Origin of the sequence: Limnospira sp. PMC 289.06, assembly GCF_032350395.1 — a bacterium.
Lineage (GTDB): Bacteria > Cyanobacteriota > Cyanobacteriia > Cyanobacteriales > Microcoleaceae > Limnospira > Limnospira platensis.
Window position 1 is genome coordinate 1 of record NZ_JARPLC010000102.1, and the last position, 17779, is coordinate 17779.

Here is a 17779-nt window from a genome sequence, read left to right on the forward strand (position 1 = left end):
CCGTTAATCGACTCGGGCGAACACACCTCAAAATAAGTCGGCAACGTGAAGAACAGGCCAAGAGACTGGCGCGTTGCGTAATCCAATCTAACGATCTGGTGGCCTACGAAGATTTGAGGATTAAGAATATTGTGAGAAATCACTGTCTCGCCAAGTCGATTCACGATGCTCTTTGGTATCAGTTCAGGAAATGGTTGGAGTATTTTGGGGTAAAATTTGGCAAGATTACCGTAGCGGTAAACCCTGCTTATACCTCTCAAAAATGCTCGAGCTGCGGCACGGTTGTCAAGAAAAGTCTCTCGACTCGAACCCATGTTTGTCAGTGTGGGTGTGAGTTAGACCGAGACTATAACGCAGCCATCAACATTCTGAAGGCTGCCTTGAGTACCGTAGGGCATACGGAAACTTAACGCTTCTGGAGATTTGACCGCTACTTTGGTTGGTGCAAACCTGTCAGAGCAAGTCGAGTCGTTGAAGGAAGAATCCCCACGCCTTTAGGCTGGGGAGTGTCAATCAAGGTGTCCTATAATAGAGACCAGGAGGACAATGCCGTGGACGAAACACAAACTTTTGGTAAATTGATCCGTCAGGCTCGCAAGGATAGGGGCTACTCCCAGCGAGAACTGGCGGGGTTGCTTGGTGTGGACTTTACCTATCTATCCAAGCTAGAGAACGATCGCGCTGATTATGCTCCCAAAGAGGAGGTAATCCGGGGTTTAGCGCGAAATTTGGGCATAGATGAGGAGGAATTAATCTTTTTGGCGGGACGCATTCCCCACCATTACGAGAATTTCCTCAAAGAGAATAACCGGGAGATCACAGCCCTATTTCGACGACTTCAGGAAAACCCTAATTTTGCTAAACAGGTATTTGATGCAGCTTCGGGGAAAGATAAGTGAGTATTCTCAAACCCTATCGCTTTTATGCGAAAGAATCTATTGAACGTCGCGCTGATCAAATTCTTCAGCGCATGGCGGCTACCCCTAATTTTGCTCCTCAGTGGCCTTTTGAGTCGAGTTTGGTGGCGGATTTTTTAGATTTGGGGGTAGTATGGGATTACATACCAGCGGACGAACAAGGGGCGATCGCCGCCCGGATTATTCCCGCTGCTAGACAAATTGAGATTAACGAAGAGATTTTAGAAAAACCCCAAGGGTTTATCGAGTCTACGATCGCCCATGAAATCGGACACTGGGTCCTTCATATTAATCACGATGAGGTGGACGGGGTAGCTCGACAGTTAGAATTGAATCTGGGAAATTACGGTTGGTCATCCTCAACAGCCCAGCAACCATTTGTCTGTCGCAGTGGTGCGGTTTCCTCTCAAATTGCTTCTATTGAATGGCAGGCTCAATATTTTGCCAGTTGTCTGCTGATGCCTCGTCATATTTTAGAGGAAAAGCGATCGGGTCGCGATCTCAGTAAGTGGTCTCATCTCTACAGTATTAGGGATGAGTTGGGGGTGAGTATTTCTAATCTGACTAACCGCCTACAAGATTTGGGTTGGATTACTATTCCCAAAGGTCAGCGCCAAATTTATCTGGGAGAAGCTGATTGTCACCAGCAACAACGGTTATTTGGTTAAGCTGGGTAGTTTCAACATCACCCCAGCAATCAGCCAGTAATAAACGGCAACGGGGTCGGTGTCGAGGGGATACCAGTAGGGGTTGTAACCGATGATGATAATGAAAATCCAGAAGACAATACCATCATTTCTCAGATGAGAATTGCGGACTTGGTGATAGGATTTGAAACCTTCCGTCATTAGGGTGGTGACTAATATTAAAAAGGCGATCGCTCCTATGATTCCTAATTCATAGATGAGTTTAGAATAATAAGTTTCTAGTAGTCGTGTACTACCTAGACTGCGGGTGGCATTAGTGCCTCGTCCGAGTCCATTACCTAATAAGCCTCGGCTATTTCTGAGAGTCCACTGAGTTTGATCTATGACAAATTCGGAAGGGGGAGATGCTGTCCAGCGTCCGGTCAAACTTTCCATTCGTCCCTCGGCTAGATTGGGAAATATGACTAGGGTAGTTAACAAAAATAGTCCGATGGCTAAGAAGCTAATTAATAATCGTTTCCAACGGGATATATGACTGGTGGCAATTATTAATAATATCAGCACCAGAGGTACGCCTAAAAAAGCAGTTCTCTGACCTGATATGACGGCATTTATCATGATTAAGAATAGGGAAAATCCGCCAGTTATCTGCCAAGTGATTTTCGGGTCATTGAGGGAAGTTAGAAAAGCAAAAAAGGCACTGGAAATTAAGAACCATGTCCAATGCCAGGGGGAGACAAAGGTTCCGGGAAGTCGGATAAAATTGGCTTCTGGTAGGTAGCCTAAAGAACCGCCAACTAGACACTTGCGCTGTAGGTTGGCTGTCAGTAAAAGATGGGGTTCTAAGCCGCTATTGTCAGGACAAACACCTGTGATAACTAACCAAAATTGAGCGATACCTAGCAGACAACATACTATGGCTAAAACTACCTGTAAACGATTGAGGAAATAGACATCTTGATTTTTCCGGATCAGGTAATATCCACAGGTAATTAGGGGAATATATCCGATTAATATGGCTAATCCGAAAATTCCCATAACTATTGGTATTCCCCTGGGGTCATCACTAAAATGTTGCCCTCCATTGACTATAACTAGGTTAATTAAAGCAATACCTAGAAAGATTAATAGGGGGATTTTGAGATTTTTATTAATTATAAGTGCTTTACCTTCACGAATTAGCACAACCAGCATTCCTAAGAGTGCGGGAATGTAAAATAATATATTTTTCAGTAAGTGAAAAATTGGTCGATCATCCCCTATCCAATAGGCGATAGTCCCGGCAAAAGGTAAATAAATCAGTAAACCCCATAATCCTTGGCGGGGATATCGGTAGGATAAAGCCGCACAGAAAATGGTGATAATTACATAAATAATCGCGATCGCCCCTAGGTCATTCCCAAACATGACCATAGCGACAATTAAGGATATAACACTAACCCAACATAGATAGGGAACTAAGCCAGATCTATGATTAAATAAAGATTCTGAGTCGGTGACTGTAGATATCTCCTTTTCTTCCTCTGTTAAAGCCGGAGAATTAGGGGGAGATTCATTGGGATAATGTAATGGTGAAGGATGATTTTGGGGTTCTGACATGGATGCACTTTACCCTTATTAATTGTCACCCTGATTCAAATTCGATCGCCCAAATTTTACAAATTTGTTGCTGCTTTTGGGACGGTAGTTGATAGTAGACACTAAGTATCTCTTGGTGGGTGAAATCAACAATTAGGGCAGAGATTTGGTTAGGATTCTGAGTCCTGACCAAGGCAGATTTTAATTGTTCGAGATCAGCCATTCGTTAATTAAGTTATTCAGATGGGGAATTTGGGGACTCCGAGGGTAGCGGTGGGGTTAAGTCCGGTTGAGGGTTGACTGTCCGATCGCTGTGGGAATTGGGAGGCGGGTTCAGAGCCTCGGCTTCTAGGGTTTCGGTAAATTCGGTTAATTGTTGAAAGAGGCGATCGCTTATCTTAAACATGATCGGCTCTTCGGGATGATTCTCTGCCATGCCCCTGACTCCATCTTAGATAATTTGTTTAACCAAGGGAATGATAATTCCGATTAGAGACCCTCCCAGTAGGGAAAATAAGCATAAGATACTGACCCCAAAGCCAATCATCCGCTTTTCCGCCGCCTGATAGTATCCCCAAGCATAGAGAATGCGCCCCACTATCCATACTGCACCCAAACCCGCAGCCACTAGGGGACTGACAAACTCAGAAAACAGCCACAACGCCGGAAGGAAAATAATTAACTGTTCTAGGGTATTTTGCTGTACCCGCAAGACTCGTTCAAAGTTTGGATCGCCCGTCATGTCAGGAGGCATAACCTTATATTTCATTCTAGCTCTACCGACGTTGATGGTAACAACCAGGTATACGATAAGTGCAGATGCGGTGATTAGGCTAGGCCAAGGTGACATAAATTGATTACCTCGCGAGTGTCTACCACAATATTAACCTGATCCGCCATTTTGGGTGAGAATTTCTGGGAATCTACCTTCAGACAGGTCTTTTGGCAATTGTGATCACAGTCACATCAATTCGATCAAGTAATCACAACCACCATTACTAGGCGATCACGATACTTTTTCAGGATTATCACGGTATCGGCGGATAGTCGTCACGGCAGTTTCTCGGCGGATCGTCAATAATTAATTTTGTTGAAGCCGAGAGATAGGTAAGTTAGCCGTGATTCTGAACCCACAACTATTAAATCTTATTTCCGTCGAAAAGTCAAGATATTTCCAGGAATTAAATCTGAAGTCCAAGCTGGAAGTCATCTTAACTAAAATGGTCAGCAAGTTGGGTGTAAATAATCACCTAAACTGGCAATACAAAAATCCATCCTTTTCGAGGAATTTTTAAGGGGATACTAGCATGAATTTTAACATCCAAAATAGCCGCAAATTAGAGGATATTTTAGTTGATAGTAATACCATGGAGAATATTGAACAATATCCCATTAATATCATCCACAATATTGCTCTGGCGGACACTCTATCGTAAGATTCACTATCAAAACATCAAAAATCGTCAGCTACAGCCAGAAAACATAAAGCTGAAAGAACTGGCTTTTTTGGATAATTGAACCCAATTAGCCAATCGACGTAAGTTCTATCTTTATATGGAGCATACTTTACAAAGCCAAAAAGGACAACCCATCTCTTTAATTCTCTTAGACATAGATTTTTTCAAGCCCTACAATGATAATTATGGTCACTTAGCGGGAGATTTATATCTGCAACGGATCGCCAAAGCAATTGAAGAAGCTATCACGGCTTGTCATCAGCATAAGCCTTACTTAGCCGCCCGCTACGGAGGGGAAGAGTTTGCGATTATCCTACCGGGTCTTGAATTAAAAGAAGCCCTGGATGTAGCAGACACAATTCGCCGGAACGTTTTGGCTAAAAACATCTCCCACTGGGGGTCTCAGATTGGTTCATGTATTACCCTGAGTGGGGGAGTTGCCAGTAAAATTATTAAGGATGATTTATCACCAAAAGACCTGATATTAAGTGCTGATTGGGGATTATTTCAAGCTAAAAATAATGGTCGTAAACGAGTTGTATCAGAGTCTTGATTGGCAATTAATTCTCCTAATATTTGCATGGCTATCTGGATTTTGGGAGACCACAGTAAACCACAATTTAAGCGAAAGCAATTCCGATAATTTCCTGATGCGGAAAACATGGTTCCAGGAGCAATGCTGATTTGGCGTTTATAGGCTTCCTGGTAAAGTGCGATCGCATTAAAATGGGGTGGAAGCTCTACCCATAAGACGTGACCTCCTGTGGGGCGCGTTACTTTAGTTTCTGGGGGAAAATAATCACAAATTGCCTGAGTCATTCGCAAGACCTGTTCCCCATAGGCTCGTCGCAGGTGTCGGAGATGGCGGTCATAACCTCCATTAGCTAAAAAGGCAGCGATCGTTAATTGATTAGCTGCCGCTGTCACAATGTTAGTAAACAATTTCAGTTGTTCGACAGTCTTTTGATAACGACCAGCCACGACCCAACCGACCCGCAAACCGGGAGAAATTGTTTTACTGGAGGAAGAACAATATAAAACCAAACCCTTTTTATCAAAGGCTTTAATCGCCTTCGGACGCATCTCATCAAAGCCCAAATCGCCATAAACATCATCTTCGACCAAAGGAATATCGTAGTTCTCCAAAATTTCCACCAAGGCTTTTTTCTTGCTATCTTCCATACAGCTTCCCAGAGGATTACTAAAATTGGAAACGATCGCACAAGCAGCCACCTGACCTTGACTAAGGGCGTTTTCCAAATCGGGTAGTGATAACCCTTCTCGCGGGTGGGTGGGAAGTTCCAAGGCTTTTAGGTGTAGAGATTGCAAAATTTCTAACAATCCATAATAGGATGGGGACTCGATCGCCACTGTATCCCCGGGTTTTGTGATCGCGCGCAGAGATAGATACATCCCCTCTGTGGTCCCATTCACAATCAAAATTTGGTCTGGGGTGAGGGAACAACCCGCATCCATTAATCGCCTAGCTACTTCATGGCGTAGAGGTTCCAACCCTGGTAGGGCGTTATAGGAGTGACAGACTTCTGGGTTTTGACGCATCACCTGTCCCATCAATCGATTTAGGGCGGCGAGGGGGAATAGTTCCGGGTCAGGGACGGCGGCACCGAGTTTAATCATTCCTGGTTCCCCTAGGACTGTATTTATCCTAAAAGCCATTGAGATATCCACATTACAGGCTAGTCCTGGGGGAGTTGAGGAGGTGGGTTCTGCGGGTGGAAGTGACAGAATATGGCGAACATAGTAGCCGGACTGGGGACGGGCGACAATTAGCCCCCTATCTTCGAGGAGGCGATAGGCTTCTAATACTGTGGTGATGCTAACGCTCATCTGTTGGTGCATTTTGCGGACTGAGGGAATGCGATCGCCTGGTTTCAGGGTCCCTTCTTTGATTAGGGACTGAATGCGGTTGGCTACCTCTTCATACAAGTTCACTCCGGGAGACTTTTCTACGGGTCTGGCTTTCATGGTCATACCTCCAAATCCCTTAAAGGATACAGTTGCTGATTTTCTGACCAGAACAGTTGCCAAAAATTAAACTGTTATGGCTACAATTTATGATAACTGCATCTGTTATTTTTGGCTAGGGTAGGTCATACTTTTAATAGAGTGATCGAAATTTACTTATTTGGGCGATCGCTTATTTCCGTGAACCGCGATAAATAAGGGAGTTTAAATTAGCATCTCCTCGAGTTTATGGTTTGTTACAACTGAATATTCATGGAGGAATTGTGGCGATGAAATCAACGGGAAGAACTGCTTGTAGTACCATGGCATTGAGGGAGAATACTTTAGTTAATTATCCCCGGAGTTTGTCCGGTGAAGGTATTCTTAATTGGTTCGAGAAAATACCTGGCTTATTGTGGAAGTTTTTGGTGGGTAGCCGGGATATAACCATCTCTCAAAGTTATGACCAAGATGGTGATTTAGTCTGGGATGTTTACGACCCTTTCACCCGAACCAATCAACGTTTTTATGTAGAACAAGATGTCAGGGTTTGGCTGGAATCCCGCTATAATAGATAATCAGGGGATTATTGATAAACCAAATATCTGAGGGATATCTATTTAATACCTCAGCAGCTTCGAGCCTACTTATACCCAATTTTTAATTCAGGGGGTTTTTATAGTGAAAGAACATAATTTGCATCATTATTGGTTATTATCCCGATCGCATCTTTGGAGCGATCGCCTCATCAACTTGATACAAAATACCATCGAATTTAGTCTCTTTTATGGTCAATATATAGTCACACCTCCCGACAAAAGACTAAAGCCAATGTCTCATAAACTAAGACCACATAACGCATGATGAAATCATTAACCACCCTCTCGCCTTCTGGGAGAGGTGGGGGGTGGAGGCTTACAGCCCTTTCCGTAATCATTTAATAAGTTTTCCAGGTCTTTCTCCGACTTGGGGAGAGGGTGGGAGGGTGAGGGCTGATGCTATAGATAATGATACTAGAGTAACTGTAAACAATTGAGATGATTGGGAATTATTCAATGGCTGAAAACTTCGCAGGTAAATATCAATTTTGGGTAGATAGAGGCGGTACATTTACAGATATTGTCGCCCGCAAACCAGACGGTAGTTTAGTGACCCATAAACTCCTATCAGAAAATCCTCAACGTTATCAGGATGCTGTGGTAGCTGGTATCAAAGAAATTTTAGGAATTGGCGGCAATGAACCCATCCCAGAAAATTGTATTTCTGAGGTAAAAATGGGAACTACAGTAGCAACTAATGCACTGCTGGAACGTCAAGGCGATCGCACCCTATTAATTATCACCAAAGGCTTTAAAGATGCTCTCCGCATTGGCTATCAAAATCGCCCCGATATTTTTGCCCAAGAAATCATTTTACCATCCCTGCTATATGAAAGGGTAATCGAAGCAGAAGAACGCTACAGCGCCCAAGGGGAAGAACTGCAACCTCTCCAATTAGAACCCTTACAAGCAGCCCTACAACAGGCTTATCAAGACGGGATTCGCAGTTGTGCGATCGCCCTAATGCACAGTTACCGCTACCCCAAACACGAACAACAAATAGCCGAACTCGCCGCCCAAATTGGCTTTACCCAAATTTCCACATCCCACCAAATTAGCCCCTTAATGAAACTAATCAGCCGGGGAGATACCACCGTAGTCGATGCTTACCTATCACCCATTTTAAAGCGTTATATCGACAAAGTAGCCCAGGAATTATATGGCAACCATACCCCAAGAGATGGAGTATCTAGCCCGCCCCAAAATCTGCCTAAATTAATGTTTATGCAGTCTAATGGAGCCCTAACTAACGCCCAAAACTTCCAAGGAAAAGATAGCATTTTATCAGGGCCTGCTGGCGGCATTGTTGGCGCTGTTAAAACCAGTCAACAGGCAGGTTTTGACAAAATTATCACCTTTGATATGGGTGGAACATCCACAGATGTCGCCCATTATAACGGCGAATATGAAAGACAATTTGAGACTGAAATTGCGGGGGTCAGAATGCGAACCCCCATCCTTTCTATTTATACTGTCGCAGCCGGGGGAGGTTCAATTTTAGTCTTTGACGGTTTCCGCTATCGTGTCGGTCCACAGTCTGCGGGTGCTGATCCAGGTCCCGCTTGCTATGGTGGTGGGGGACCTTTAACAGTTACTGACTGTAACGTAATGTTAGGCAAAATTAGACCCGAATTTTTCCCCCAAGTATTCGGACCCCAAGCCAATTTACCCCTTGATGCAGAAGTAGTTAAAACCAAATTTAATCAGTTAGCGGCAGATATTACTCAAGCCACCGGAGACCCTCGCCAACCCGAAGAAGTGGCGGCGGGTTTTATTGCGATCGCCGTAGAAAATATGGCTAATGCGATTAAGAAAATCTCCCTACAGCGCGGTTATGACGTATCCGAATATACCCTCTGTTGCTTTGGCGGCGCGGGAGGTCAACACGCCTGTGCGATCGCAGATACATTAGGCATTACACGGGTGTTTATTCATCCCTACGCTGGCGTTTTATCAGCCTATGGCATGGCTCTAGCAGATGTAGGTAACATCCGCGAGAAAGCCATAGAAGCCCCGCTAAACGAACATTTATTAGCCGATATCACCCCAGTTTTAGCCGACTTAGAAACCGAAATGCGATCGGAACTTGACCCCCACAATTCCCCCAACGACATAGTTTTTTATCGCGCCAATTTGAAATATCAGGGGACAGACTCCACCCTCACCGTCCCATTTTCCCGCCAAGTCGAACCCATGAAAGTCGCCTTTGAAACCGAACACCGCACCCGTTATGGCTTTATCAAAAACGACAAACAACTAATAGTTGAATCTGTATCCGTCGAAATAGTCCGCCAGATGGAAAATCCCCCCGAAACCATATTATCTCGTCGCCACAATCAACCCCCTACCCCTATTGCCACCGTCCCAATTTTTACCAACCAAAAATGGCAACAAACCCCCGTATTTCCCAGAGATATTTTACAGCCAGGAGATGAATTAATCGGACCCGCGATTATTCTCGAACCTACCGGAACTAATATTATCGAGCCAGGTTGGTCTGCTCAATTAACCGAACGCAATCACTTAGTTTTAGCCAAAATTTCCCAACCCCAAACTTCCCCCATTGACTGCAAAATCTCCACCACAAAACCTGATCCGGTGCGTCTCGAAATATTTAAAAACCTGTTTCAGTTCATCGCTGAACAAATGGGAATTACCCTACAAAATACGGCATCATCAGTTAACATTAAAGAACGCCTAGATTTTTCCTGTGCAATTTTTGACCAATTCGGGGAACTCGTAGCCAACGCTCCCCATATTCCTGTACATTTAGGCTCTATGGGAGAAAGTGTCCGCAGCCTAATTAAAGCTAAAGCCGAAACTCTCAAAGCTGGGGATGTTTATATGCTAAATAATCCCTATGATGGCGGGACTCATTTACCTGATATTACCGTCATTACTCCAGTGTTTGATACTGCCGGATTAAACATTTTATTTTATGTGGCATCTCGCGGTCATCATGCCGACCTGGGAGGGATAACGCCCGGTTCTATGCCACCCCATAGTAAAACAGTCTTGGAAGAAGGTATTTTAATCGATAATTTTCAGTTGGTTGATAGCGGTAAATTCCGAGAAGCACAATTGCTGAAATTATTAACTAATCATCCCTACCCCGCCCGGAACCCTCAGACTAATATTGCTGACCTACAAGCACAAATTGCCGCCAATGAAAAAGGGGTGACAGAATTACATAAAATGGTCGCACAATATGGCTTGGCTACAGTCCAAACTTATATGCAATTTGTCCAGGATAATGCAGAGGAGTCCGTCAGAAGGGCTATTGATGTTCTGCGGGATGGTGAGTTTATTTATCTTCTGGATAATGCGGGAGTTATTCAAGTCGCTATTAGCATTAATCGCCAAAACCGCAGCGCCAAAATAGATTTCACCGGAACTTCTCGACAATTGGACAGCAACTTTAATGCACCCCAGGCTGTTTGTAAAGCGGCGGTTTTGTATGTATTTCGGACTTTGGTGGCTGATAGCATTCCCCTCAATGCTGGATGTTTAAAACCTTTAGAAATTATCATCCCTGAAGGCTGTATGCTTAACCCCAAATTTCCGGCGGCTGTAGTGGCTGGAAATGTCGAAACTTCTCAGGCTGTGGTTGATGCTTTATATGGCGCTTTGGGAGTTATGGCGGCTTCCCAGGGAACTATGAATAATTTTACCTTTGGAAGCGATCGCTATCAATATTATGAAACCATCTGCGGCGGATCGGGCGCAGGTCCTAATTTTCACGGGACCGACGCAGTACATACCCACATGACTAATTCTCGCCTAACTGATCCAGAAGTGCTAGAATGGCGTTATCCGGTTCTGATCGAGGCTTTTGTTATTCGCCCCCACAGCGGCGGTAACGGAAAGTATCGCGGTGGTAATGGTATTATCCGCCAAATTCGATTTTTGGAGGAAATGACAGCCACTATCCTATCGGGACATCGTATCATCCCACCTTTTGGTATGGCTGGAGGTGAACCCGGTATGGTGGGGCGTAATTCCATTACTCGCCAAAATGGGACTGTTGAAGATCTCCATAGTAGTGCGATCGCCCTTATGGGTATAGGGGATGTGTTGACCATCCAAACTCCCGGCGGCGGGGGATATGGTGCCCCACAATAACCTATACTAGGCTAGAAACCCCTTCTACCTCTTTTACCATGGGGAGTTTGTCTAAACCCATAGACATATTGACTCCCCTTTTGGTATCGCCTAACATATAATACATAATGCTATATGATCTTAAGCTAAGTTGACCCGGATTTAGTTAATCATTTAATCGGATTGAGTCAGTATAAATACTGGTCAAAAATATAATCCTTTCCCTTGTATAACCCGCCTGAAATACTATAATCACCACGGTCAGACTTAAACCCAGCTACCCCCTAAGTGTCAGTCCTTGATTTTCATTAATGATATTACTAGCACCTAAAAATGTAGCCAGAATAGCATTTTTTTGAGGGAGTTAGTAGTAGCTTTCCCCCAGGATACCAACTCACATATTCAGCCTAAATATATGAACGAAAAAGACGAATTTCTTTACCCCAAAACCCGTTATCGTGGAGAATTTAGCCCCCAAAATATGATGTTTAACTCTAACCTCCAAGAGTTTGCACATAAGGTGAACTATATCTGTGGGTTAGAAACCAATGGTAAACTGAGTTCCGAAGTGGCTTACCAAAGAATCAAACAACTCTGGAAAGAATTAAAAGAGTCCAAAAAGAATCTTAATATTGGCGAAAATTCAGCCAACCAAGACCCAGAATAACTAGCCATGGTCTGCATAACTAAAAGCCAGGGATAAAATCCCTAATTTTACCACAAAATTAGCCCATATTCATCATTGTCAATGTCTCACCCAATTACCGTTACCGTCCCCGCCACCACCGCCAATATTGGACCAGGATTTGATTGTATTGGTGCCGCCCTCAGCCTGTATAATATCCTAGAATTTTCCCCTTTAACGAATACAGAAAAACCCCATCAAATTACCGCCGAAGGAGTAGAAGCCCAGGCTGTAGCCACAGACGATCGCAACTTAGTTTATCAGGCTTTTCTTAAACTCTACCATCACATCAATCAAACTCCCCCTCCCGTCAAAATTCACATCAAACTAGGGGTTCCCCTCGCCAGGGGCTTGGGAAGTTCAGCCACAGCAATTGTAGGGGGTTTAGTGGGTGCAAATACCCTAGCCGGAAACCCCCTGACTCAAACAGAAATTATGGAAATGGCGATCGCCATAGAAGGACACCCCGACAACGTAGTCCCCGCCCTGTTGGGGGGTTGTCAGTTATCAGTCGCCGACCATAACCACCGCTGGCAGATCTGCGAAATTCCTTGGCATCAAGATATAGTCCCCGTCGTCGCTATTCCCGACTTTGAACTATCCACCGCCGAAGCTCGCAGCGTTCTCCCCTCCCATTATACCCGTGCCGATGCCATTTTCAACACCGCCCACCTAGGTTTATTAATCCGAGGCTTAGAAACCGGACAGGGAGACTGGTTGCGCGTCGCCATAGCTGACAAAATCCATCAGCCCTACCGCCAATCTCTGATCCAGGGTTATGATGCCGTTAGACAAGCCGCCTTAGATGCAGGCGCTTACGAATTAGCCATTAGCGGGGCAGGGCCGACCCTTCTAGCCCTCACAGACCCCCCCCACACCCATAGGGTTGTATCTGCCATGAGGGAGGCTTGGAGGGGCTATAACATCGGGGTAGATGTGCGATCGCTTGCAATTGATACCCAAGGCGCTAAAGTAACTTAATTTCCCTACTCATTACTAGCGGAAAGAGTCAGCACAAATGCCAGATTTTCCTCCGTTTTCAGGGCGTGGGGTGCGTTGGCTTTCATGAATACAAACACTCCCGCCTCTAAGCTAATCTCTTTTCCCTCCAGAGTTAAAATTCCGCGACCTTCCAAAACGTTAACCGTCGCGTTTTTCGTAGCCGTATGTTCGGAAATTTCCGTACCCGCCCCCAAACAAAATAGGGTATATTGACAGTGATCATCTTTTAGCAAAACCCGGCTAACAATTCCCCCCTCCGTATATTGAATATAATCATCAAACTTAATCGCCGTTGAAGTATTTATCGAAATGATATCAGTCATAATAGCTGTCTGAATTTGATAGGTAGCTATTTGAGATCATATCACATCCCCTTGATGTCACCTTACCCGCCACCCCCAAACATCCTAGCTATCAGCCATGGCTTTACCTAACCTCAGTCGAGAACAATCCGCTATAATTATCATGGATATTATCATCTAGTAAAAATCAGGAATCTTGAATCATGGCTTTAACAGCATCAACCATGTTAAGTTTAGGGACCATCGCCCCAGATTTTCAACTCCCAGACGTGACCTCTGGGGAAATCATATCCGTCGATACATTTAAGGATAAAAAAGCCTTGCTAGTCATGTTTATCTGTTGTCACTGTCCCTTCGTCAAACATATTGAAAATGAACTAGCTAAACTAGGACATGATTATCAACCCCTAGGAATAGGAATAGTTGCTATTAGCGCCAACTCCATCAAAACCCATCCCCAAGACGGACCTGAACACCTGAAAAACCAAGCCGAAACAGTAGGTTTTTCCTTCCCTTACTGCTACGATGAAACCCAAGAAGTAGCCCAAGCCTATACAGCAGCCTGTACCCCCGATTTCTTCTTGTTTAATAGCGATCGCCAATTAGTATATCGCGGTCAATTAGATGACAGTCGCCCCGGGAATAACTTACCCGTCACCGGGGCAGATTTGCGGGCGGCTTTAGATGCCATTCTCGCCGACCAACCCATCAACAGCGACCAAAAACCCAGTATTGGTTGCAATATCAAATGGCATCCCCAATAACCTAAATCAAGGCAACCCCAATGGTTGCCTATTTCCAGAAAATCCCCTCAAATCTAATCAGTAATTGCGCGTAACAAAACATCAGTCAAACTAATCTCTTCCATATCTTCCAAACTGACTGTATCACAAATATTATAACGAGCCCCCGATGCAGTTAACTCATCATCAAGCACCTTAAAAAACGCCGTAGCCGTGTCACTAGACCCCACCCTAATCATTTCTACAGCCAATTCTTCCTCATGGGTCAGTTGATTAGAAGCATTAATTAAGATACGTTTAACCTCCAATAACGGATTAATAATCTCCCCACCTGTAACCACAAAAATAGTTTCACCATTAGGCTGTGATTGTTCCGTCGCCCGTCTGGCAAAATAACTATCAGTAGCATCCTTGAGAACCGAAGCCAAATCCGCTTTTCCCCCAGGTTTATGATTCTCAAAAACCTCTCCCACATGGTCAGAAGTAATGCGATCGTAGCGCTTAAACTCCTCAGCAAATAAATATAAAGTAATCCCATCCGGGTCAAAATGTTCGCAATAGGTTGCCAACTCTAAAATCGATTGTCGCATCAACTCCCAGCGAGACTGTCCCTTTTTATTGCCAGCCATTGCCATACTCTCGCTGACATCAACAATCAAGGTATAATCCCGTTTCTCCAGGACCGCACCCCCCTCCAATAGTATATCCATACATCAAACCCCCACATTTGTTCAATTTAATACTGTATCATTTCCCCCCAATAATTATTAAGCTATAATATTCTCAAGCGTCATAATATCGTTTTCGCCAATCCTAGCCATGAAACCTCAGCATCAGGATTCTTCCAACCAAAAACAGCCAGACCGACCCATCTACCTACAACCTCCCTGGGTCATTTTCGCCCCACTACTGATAGGCGTGTTAGCCCTAGTCGCCTATACGCTTCTTGTTACAACCGACTCTCCCACTCCAGACCCCATTATCGTACAAAACCCTGAAGCCGTCATGATCATGGATGAAATCTCCCCAAATCTAGCCGATCTCCCCTCGGAAATTTCTACCGCATTGCGCCAAGATGTCATCGATCGCACCGGAAGTTCCCCAGAGGAAATCGAAATCCTCGCCGCCGAAAGACAGACTTGGCCAAATACCTGTTTAGGGCTCGCCAAGCCAGACGAATTATGTGGTCAAATGTTAGTGGATGGCTGGCGGGTCCGAGTGTCTGATGGTCAGCGCCATTGGCTTTACCGCACCAATCATAATGGTCAAAACTTCCGCTTAGAAACAGAATAACAGCCATAACCTAGTCCCCTGGTAATTATTTCCTACCATGAGTTATTGCCTCAATCCCCAATGTTCCCATCCCGAAAATCCAGATGATGCTAAATTCTGCCTTACCTGTGGTGCTAAACTGTTTCTACGGGAGAGATACCAGGCTATTAAACCTATTGGTCATGGCGGATTTGGGAAAACATTTTTGGCAGTTGATCACGATAAACCCTCCCATCCCCCCTGCGTCATTAAGCAATTTTTCCCCCAAACCCAAGGGGTAGAAACCACCCGGAAAGCTGCGGAATTATTCCACCAAGAAGCCCAACGTCTCGATGAACTAGGAAAACATCCCCACATCCCAGATTTGCTGGCACATTTTCAACAGGACAATAATCAATACTTAGTCCAAGAATATATCAACGGCCCCAACTTAGAAGACCAAGTAATTAGCCAGGGAACTTTTAACGAAAATCAAATCGTTAAACTACTTGATGAACTGTTGCCAGTTTTAGAATTTATACATCAAAATAAAGTCATTCATAGGGATATTAAACCCGCCAATATTATCCAAGCTCAAACAGTAGTAAATAGTTCGACATCGGGTAAGTTGGTATTAGTGGACTTTGGGGCGGCGAAAGTAGTACAAAGCAGCAACTTATCAGGACCAGGAACTATTATCGGCAGTCCTGAATATGTCGCCCCAGAACAAACTAGGGGTCAAGCAATATATGCTAGTGATATTTATAGTTTGGGGGTGACTTGCTTATATTTACTCACCCAAATATCGCCCTTTGACCTCTATGATATTCACCAAGATAAATGGGTTTGGCGAGATTATTTACAGGGAAATACGGTCAACAATAAACTGGGCTTAGTTTTAGATAGAATGGTGGCTTCCCTACCTTCCCAGCGCTATAATTCCCCGCTGAATGTACTTAGGGCACTGCATCCTAGTGGACTACCCCCGACGATTCTGCACAACATTAATATTAATAACTTTCATAATACGGCACTCCCTAGCCCTCCTGCGTCGGTGAGAGTACCGCCGCCACCACTGCCCCCACCGCCACCACGGACAGCTAGAACTTCTCAGCAAATCACCCCACCACCCACGGCTAGAACTTCTCAGCCACCCACGCCACCAAAACCTAGCCGCGTTCAACCTCAGCGGTCATCACCTAGCTGGAAACTCCTACATACGCTGACAGGACACCGTAATCAAGTTACCTGTGTGGCTTTCTCTCCTGATCAGGAAATACTGGCCAGCAGTAGCCAAGATATGACTATAGAAATTTGGAGACTGAAAACTGGGAAACGTTGGTACACCCTAACTGGTCATGAAAATTGGGTAACATCGATCGCCTTTTCCCCCAAGGAAGAGATTTTAGCTAGTGGTAGTCGCGATCAGACTGTGGAAATTTGGGATCTCAAAAAAGGTAAACGCTGGTATACCCTCATTGGTCATCAAGATACTGTTGAACAGGTAGCTTTTTCCCCCCAGGGAGATATTCTAGCCAGCGCCTCCCGGGACAAAACCATACAAATTTGGGATCTCAAAAAAGGCAAGCCTTTCTACAGTCTCTCAGGTCATAGCGATCGCATTTATGGAGTCGCCTTTTCCCCTGATGGTCAGACCCTAGCCAGCGCCTCTAGGGATAAAACCGTCCGCCTGTGGAACCTACAGCAAAGACAAGAATTAGGAAGCCTACCCCGCTGGTCGGACTGGGTGAGAACCGTTGCTTTTAGTCCTAACGGTCAAATGTTAGCCGGAGGATGTCGGGATGGTTCCATCGGTCTATGGCATCAACAAGACCAGACCTGGAAGCTATGGCGTACCCTGCGGGCTGATGATGCCGATATCTTGGCGATCGCCTTTCAACCCGATAGTAAACAGTTAATTACTGGCAACAGTAAAGGCCAAATTGACATTTGGCAACTGGGCGACGGCACATTATTAGAAACCATCCCCGCCCATTCAGCAGACATATTATCCCTAGCATTTAGTCTTGACGGCAAAACCATAGCTAGTGGCGGAGCTGACCGACTGGTTAAAGTTTGGCATCTCCCGGCCCACACTTGATATTGATTAGAAAATATAATACAATTGTTAAATAAGTGCGATACGTTCAGGCATGAAATAGGGTTGAGATACCTGAAATAACCGCCTGGTAGAGACTTCAAGCCCCTGGGTGAATATAAGGAACGCACTCCTGACCATCTCTATAACTGTTTATATGTCCCAACGTTCGGTATAGAGATATACCAAACAAGGCAGGGAACCCAAGGTCAAAATGAACTAACTTATACAAATTCCTCATAGGAAGCCCAGAAATGGATAAGTAAAAGTTAGGAAATCAGGGTAACGGCGATAGCCACCCCCAATTTCAGGAATCACAACCCTGGGACTGAAGCGGGGAACGGAAGGCTCCGAGGTGTAACCTAACACCAGAAACGAGACCACTGCCAACCATCCATGATTAGGGAAACCGAATGTCTGGCTTGAACCATCGG

20 protein-coding genes and 1 pseudogene are annotated in these 17779 nt (G+C 44.7%); 12 read left to right on the forward strand and 9 right to left on the reverse strand.

The genetic code is table 11. The features are described 5' to 3' along the window. The 3 genes and pseudogenes from P5674_RS17895 to P5674_RS17905 all read left to right on the forward strand — a co-directional run. Positions 1–498: pseudogene (locus P5674_RS17895) on the forward strand (RNA-guided endonuclease InsQ/TnpB family protein); the annotation flags it as partial. Between the two features lie 53 nt (positions 499–551). Continuing rightward, positions 552–899 (forward strand): helix-turn-helix domain-containing protein, encoded by a 348-nt coding sequence (locus tag P5674_RS17900; RefSeq protein ID WP_014277353.1) that lies wholly within the window; start codon positions 552–554, stop codon positions 897–899. Beyond that, the gene (locus tag P5674_RS17905; protein WP_006618384.1) at positions 896–1585 is read left to right on the forward strand and encodes an ImmA/IrrE family metallo-endopeptidase; all 690 of its coding nucleotides are present in this window, start codon (positions 896–898) and stop codon (positions 1583–1585) included. The genes P5674_RS17900 and P5674_RS17905 overlap by 4 nt, the downstream gene beginning before the upstream one ends. Here P5674_RS17905 and P5674_RS17910 read toward each other — a convergent pair. From P5674_RS17910 to P5674_RS17925, 4 genes are read right to left on the reverse strand one after another with little or no spacing between them, the layout of a single operon-like run. Further along, entirely contained in the window at positions 1574–3163 is a 1590-nt protein-coding gene (locus tag P5674_RS17910) for a hypothetical protein (protein WP_014277354.1), read from the reverse strand. The genes P5674_RS17905 and P5674_RS17910 overlap by 12 nt on opposite strands. A 25-nt stretch (positions 3164–3188) precedes the next feature. Further along, the gene (locus P5674_RS17915; protein ID WP_014277355.1) at positions 3189–3365 is read right to left on the reverse strand and encodes a hypothetical protein; all 177 of its coding nucleotides are present in this window, start codon (positions 3363–3365) and stop codon (positions 3189–3191) included. A 12-nt stretch (positions 3366–3377) separates the two neighbouring features. Further along, positions 3378–3578, reverse strand: a complete 201-nt coding sequence (locus P5674_RS17920) for a hypothetical protein (protein WP_043468728.1) — start codon at positions 3576–3578, stop codon at positions 3378–3380. A 15-nt stretch (positions 3579–3593) separates the two neighbouring features. Continuing rightward, positions 3594–3992 (reverse strand): MAPEG family protein, encoded by a 399-nt coding sequence (locus P5674_RS17925; RefSeq protein ID WP_014277357.1) that lies wholly within the window; start codon positions 3990–3992, stop codon positions 3594–3596. A gap of 457 nt (positions 3993–4449) precedes the next feature. Between P5674_RS17925 and P5674_RS17930 the strand changes: the two genes are divergently transcribed. Next, on the forward strand, positions 4450–4578 hold the full coding sequence (locus P5674_RS17930; RefSeq protein ID WP_286133227.1) for a hypothetical protein: 129 nt from the start codon (positions 4450–4452) through the stop codon (positions 4576–4578). Between the two features lie 118 nt (positions 4579–4696). Further along, positions 4697–5152, forward strand: a complete 456-nt coding sequence (locus P5674_RS17935) for a GGDEF domain-containing protein (protein WP_315670162.1) — start codon at positions 4697–4699, stop codon at positions 5150–5152. On the opposite strand, the gene P5674_RS17940 is transcribed toward P5674_RS17935, so the two are convergent. Then, positions 5107–6585, reverse strand: coding sequence for a PLP-dependent aminotransferase family protein (locus P5674_RS17940; RefSeq protein ID WP_315670163.1), 1479 nt, complete (start codon positions 6583–6585; stop codon positions 5107–5109). The two genes, P5674_RS17935 and P5674_RS17940, sit on opposite strands and share 46 nt — an antisense overlap. A gap of 269 nt (positions 6586–6854) precedes the next feature. On the opposite strand from P5674_RS17940, the gene P5674_RS17945 reads away from it, so the two are divergent. After that, positions 6855–7142 (forward strand): hypothetical protein, encoded by a 288-nt coding sequence (locus P5674_RS17945; RefSeq protein WP_315670164.1) that lies wholly within the window; start codon positions 6855–6857, stop codon positions 7140–7142. Positions 7143–7366: 224 nt separating this feature from the next. Here P5674_RS17945 and P5674_RS17950 read toward each other — a convergent pair whose 3' ends face one another. Next, positions 7367–7501, reverse strand: a complete 135-nt coding sequence (locus P5674_RS17950; RefSeq protein WP_315670165.1) for a hypothetical protein — start codon at positions 7499–7501, stop codon at positions 7367–7369. Between the two features lie 118 nt (positions 7502–7619). Between P5674_RS17950 and P5674_RS17955 the strand changes: the two genes are divergently transcribed. The 3 genes from P5674_RS17955 to thrB all read left to right on the forward strand — a co-directional run bounded on the left by P5674_RS17955 (position 7620) and on the right by thrB (position 12930). After that, positions 7620–11285, forward strand: coding sequence for a hydantoinase B/oxoprolinase family protein (locus P5674_RS17955; protein ID WP_014277363.1), 3666 nt, complete (start codon positions 7620–7622; stop codon positions 11283–11285). 394 nt (positions 11286–11679) lie between these two features. Beyond that, positions 11680–11931, forward strand: a complete 252-nt coding sequence (locus tag P5674_RS17960) for a DUF7219 family protein (protein ID WP_006621845.1) — start codon at positions 11680–11682, stop codon at positions 11929–11931. 81 nt (positions 11932–12012) lie between these two features. Further along, positions 12013–12930 carry a homoserine kinase gene (thrB, locus tag P5674_RS17965; RefSeq protein WP_014277364.1) on the forward strand — a complete coding sequence of 306 codons (918 nt, stop codon included), beginning with the start codon at positions 12013–12015 and terminating at the stop codon, positions 12928–12930. Between the two features lie 5 nt (positions 12931–12935). Here the strand turns inward: thrB and P5674_RS17970 are convergent, their stop codons facing one another. Continuing rightward, entirely contained in the window at positions 12936–13274 is a 339-nt protein-coding gene (locus tag P5674_RS17970) for a cupin domain-containing protein (protein ID WP_014277365.1), read from the reverse strand. Between the two features lie 182 nt (positions 13275–13456). Here P5674_RS17970 and P5674_RS17975 point away from each other — a divergent pair, with 182 nt between their 5' ends. Continuing rightward, positions 13457–14017 carry a thioredoxin family protein gene (locus P5674_RS17975; RefSeq protein WP_014277366.1) on the forward strand — a complete coding sequence of 187 codons (561 nt, stop codon included), beginning with the start codon at positions 13457–13459 and terminating at the stop codon, positions 14015–14017. A 53-nt stretch (positions 14018–14070) separates the two neighbouring features. Here the strand turns inward: P5674_RS17975 and P5674_RS17980 are convergent, their stop codons facing one another. Further along, the gene (locus P5674_RS17980) at positions 14071–14706 is read right to left on the reverse strand and encodes a VWA domain-containing protein (RefSeq protein WP_006618372.1); all 636 of its coding nucleotides are present in this window, start codon (positions 14704–14706) and stop codon (positions 14071–14073) included. Positions 14707–14815: 109 nt separating this feature from the next. Between P5674_RS17980 and P5674_RS17985 the strand changes: the two genes are divergently transcribed. Together P5674_RS17985 and P5674_RS17990 are read left to right on the forward strand one after the other, a co-directional pair. Further along, on the forward strand, positions 14816–15289 hold the full coding sequence (locus P5674_RS17985) for a hypothetical protein (protein WP_006618371.1): 474 nt from the start codon (positions 14816–14818) through the stop codon (positions 15287–15289). 37 nt (positions 15290–15326) lie between these two features. Continuing rightward, the gene (locus P5674_RS17990) at positions 15327–17348 is read left to right on the forward strand and encodes a WD40 repeat domain-containing serine/threonine-protein kinase (protein WP_006618370.1); all 2022 of its coding nucleotides are present in this window, start codon (positions 15327–15329) and stop codon (positions 17346–17348) included. Positions 17349–17582: 234 nt separating this feature from the next. Here P5674_RS17990 and P5674_RS17995 read toward each other — a convergent pair. Then, the coding region (locus P5674_RS17995) for a hypothetical protein (protein ID WP_315670166.1) at positions 17583–17779 on the reverse strand (197 nt) is incomplete at its 5' end.